This window comes from Bordetella petrii, from assembly GCF_020991325.1.
Lineage (GTDB): Bacteria > Pseudomonadota > Gammaproteobacteria > Burkholderiales > Burkholderiaceae_B > Bordetella_A > Bordetella_A petrii_E.
Genome location: NZ_JAJMLX010000371.1, coordinates 1 through 3,612 on the forward strand (window position 1 = coordinate 1; position 3,612 = coordinate 3,612).

The 3,612-nt window shown below is 66.8% G+C and carries 2 protein-coding genes; one reads left to right on the top strand and one right to left on the bottom strand.

The annotated features are described in order from the left end of the window. Positions 1-129: 129 nt before the first annotated feature. A complete protein-coding gene (urtA, locus tag LPZ50_RS23060) occupies positions 130-1,380 on the bottom strand; it encodes an urea ABC transporter substrate-binding protein (protein WP_230665165.1) in 1,251 nt (416 codons plus the stop codon). 459 nt (positions 1,381-1,839) lie between these two features. Between urtA and atzF the strand changes: the two genes are divergently transcribed. Next, positions 1,840-3,612 (top strand): allophanate hydrolase (atzF, locus tag LPZ50_RS23065; RefSeq protein WP_230665167.1); only part of this gene is annotated, 1,773 nt, incomplete at its 3' end.

Here is a 3,612-nt window from a genome sequence, read left to right on the forward strand (position 1 = left end):
CAGCAGCGCCGGATCCAGGCCGGCCGCCGTGGCGGCCGGCGCCCAGGCTCCCGCCAGCCAGGCCAGGGCCAGGCCGAGCAAAAGCCGTGCAAGAAACGCGCTGCGCATCATCGCCTCATCCCCGCGGGTTCACAGGCCCTGCTTGCCTTCGTTGCCGGGAATGAAGGGGCTCCACGGTTGTGCGCGTATCGGCCCCTTGGTCTTCCACACAATGTTGAACTGCCCGTCGCCCTTGATCTCGCCGATATACACGGGCTTGTGCAAGTGGTGGTTGGTCTTGTCCATCTGCACCGTGAAGCCGCTGGGCGAATCGAAGGTCTGCCCGCCCATGGCTTCGATGACCGGGTCCACGTCGACCTTGCCGGCTTTCTCTACCGCCTGCTTCCACATATGGATGCCGATGTAGGTGGCCTCCATCGGATCATTCGTGACCGCGGTGCTGGCGTTGGGCAGGTTGTGGGCCTTGGCGTAGGCCTGCCATTTTTCGATGAACTTGGCGTTCACCGGGTTCTTGATGGACTGGAAGTAGTTCCAGGCGGCCAGGTGGCCCACCAGCGGCTTGGTGTCCACGCCGCGCAGTTCCTCTTCGCCCACCGAGAAGGCCACCACGGGCACGTCGGTGGCTTTCAGGCCGGCGTTGCCCAGCTCTTTGTAGAACGGCACGTTGGAATCGCCGTTGATCGTGGACACCACCGCCGTGCGGCCGCCCGATGCGAAGCGCTTGATGTTGGCCACGATGGTCTGGTAATCGGAATGGCCGAAGGGTGTGTAGACCTCTTGAATGTCTTCGTCTTTCACGCCTTTCGAATGCAGGAAGGCGCGCAGGATCTTGTTGGTGGTGCGGGGATACACATAGTCGGTGCCCAGCAGCACGAAGCGCTTGGCGCCGCCGCCGTCTTCGCTCATCAGGTATTCCACCGCGGGAATGGCCTGCTGGTTGGGCGCGGCGCCGGTGTAGAACACGTTCTTCTCGAGTTCTTCGCCTTCGTACTGCACGGGGTAGAACAACAGGCCGTTCAGTTCCTTGAACACCGGCAGCACCGACTTGCGCGACACCGAGGTCCAGCAGCCGAACACCACGGCCACCTTGTCCTGGGTCAGCAGTTGGCGCGCCTTCTCGGCAAACAGCGGCCAGTTGGATGCCGGGTCCACCACCACGGGCTCCAGCTTCTTGCCCAGCACGCCGCCCTGCGCGTTGATTTCCTCGATCGTCATCAATGCCACGTCCTTGAGCGAGGTCTCGGAAATGGCCATGGTGCCGGACAGCGAATGCAGGATGCCTACCTTGATGGTGTCTGCCGCCATTACGCCGGGCGCCCAGCCTGCCATTGCCAACAGGCTGGCGGCGGTCAGTTGCTTCAGTACGAGTCTGCGCTTCATAGCTTGAATCCTTTTTATGGAATGGGCCGGGGTCGCCGGCAAGGTCTGCCTGTGCATCGATGACGAGATCCGCCTGCATCGCGGCCTGGCTGCGGCGCCGCATGCATCAGGGCAAAAGCAATTCCTATGCCAACTTGATGCGCGGCATCCGGCCGCGGCGCGCAATGCCCTGTGACACGGGGCTTGCGCGGGAATCGGGAGCAGCGGGCAGTCGCCGCGCGGGGCCGCTGGCGTACCGGGTCACGCTTGGTGCATGCGCACGATATCGGTGCGTGCTTGCGCAACTTCAGTGCATCCACCTCACGGGCATCACGCCTGCAAGGCGGCCTGGCGAACCGTGGCGCCATCCCGTCGTCGTCCGCAAACCCGCGTGAATACAGGGCTTGCGGCGGCATGCGACAAAGTTGGCATGTCGATTGCTTTGAAGGAAGGACTTGTATACCACCGAGGATTCCAGGCATGACTGCCCACGATGTGATCGATGAACCGCGCGGCTGGACCCTGGCCGATTGGCAGCACGCCTATCGCCGGCAAGGCGCCAGGCCGGCCGACTTGCTGGGCCCGCTGGTCGCCAGCCTGGATGCGGATGACCCGGCCTGGATCTGCCGCGCCGATGTGGCCAGGCTGGATACGCAGCTGGACGCCCTGGCGCAGCGGCTGGAGCAGGTGCAAGGCGACCTGAACCAGTTGCCGCTGTACGGCGTGCCTTTCGCCATCAAGGACAACATCGATGCGGCGGGCTGGCCCACCACGGCGGCCTGCCCGGCGTTTTCCTACATGCCGCGGCAGGATGCCGAGGTGGTGCGCCGGCTGCGCGCGGCCGGCGCCGTGCTGATAGGCAAGACCAACCTGGACCAGTTCGCCACCGGCCTGGTGGGTACGCGCTCGCCGCATGGCGCGGTGCCCAACACCTTCGACCCCGCCTATGTCAGCGGCGGGTCCAGTTCCGGTTCGGCCAACGTGGTGGCGCGTGGGCTGGCGGCGTTCTCGCTGGGCACGGACACGGCAGGGTCGGGACGCATACCAGCCGGCTTCAACAACCTGGTGGGCCTGAAGCCCACCAAGGGCTGGTTGAGCACGCGCGGTGTGGTGCCGGCCTGCCGTACGCTGGACTGCGTGTCGATTTTCGCCCTGACGGTGGGCGATGCGGATTGCATCGCCCGCGTGGCCGGTGGCTACGACGCGCAAGACCCCTATTCACGCCAGGCGCCGGCCATGCCCGCATGCCTGCCCGCGCGGCCGCGCCTGGCCGTCTCGGCCCAGCCGGAGTTCTTTGGCGATGCGCAGGCGCAGGCCGCCTACGAAACCGCCCTGCAGGGGCTGCGCGACCTGGGCGCCACGCTGGAACCCATAGACTTCTCGGCATTCAGTGAACTGGCTGGGCTGCTGTACCAGGGACCATGGGTGGCCGAGCGCTATGCCGCCGTGCGCGCCCTGCACGAGCGCTCGCCCGATGCCATCGACCCCGTAGTGCGGGGCATCGTGGAGCAAGCAGCCGGCTACAGCGCGGTAGACACTTTCGAAGCCGAGTACCGGCGCGCCGCCCTGGCGCGCCGCATTCAGCAAACCCTGGCCGGATACGACGCGCTGGTGGTGCCCACCGCCCCGTCCATGTACACCATCGCGCAACTGCGCGAAGAACCGGTGCTGCTGAACAGCCGGCTGGGTATCTATACCAACTTCGCCAACCTGGCCGACCTGTCGGCCCTGGCCGTGCCGGCCGGCCCGCGCGCGGACGGCCTGCCCAGCGGCATCACGCTGGTGGGCCTGGCCTGGCAGGACCATGCGCTGGCGGAATTCGGCAGCCGCTGGGAAGCAGCGCAAGGCGGGACGCTGGGCGCCACCGACAGGACGCGGTCCGGCGCCCTGCCCGCCGCCGGCAGCGTGGCGGCCCCAGTGCCCACCGTACAGGTAGCGGTGGTAGGCGCGCACCTGCGCGGCATGCCGCTGAACCACCAGCTGACGTCGCGCGGCGCCCGTTTCATCGAGGCCACCGAAAGCGCCGCAAGCTATCGCCTGTACGCGCTGGCCAACAGCACGCCGCCCAAGCCCGGCATGGTGCGCACCGGCGACGGTGCCGCGATCGCGCTGGAAGTATGGGAACTGCCGTACGCCGCCTTCGGCGAATTCGTGGCCGAGATTCCGCCGCCGCTGGGCATAGGCACGCTGGAACTGGCCGACGGCCGGCAGGTGAAGGGTTTCATCTGCGAGCCCTGCGGCATCACGGGCGCG

Coding starts and splice junctions, on each gene's coding strand:
- urtA (WP_230665165.1), bottom strand. CDS start 1,380: ATGAAGCGCAGACTCGTACTGAAGCAACTGACCGCCGCCAGCCTGTTG.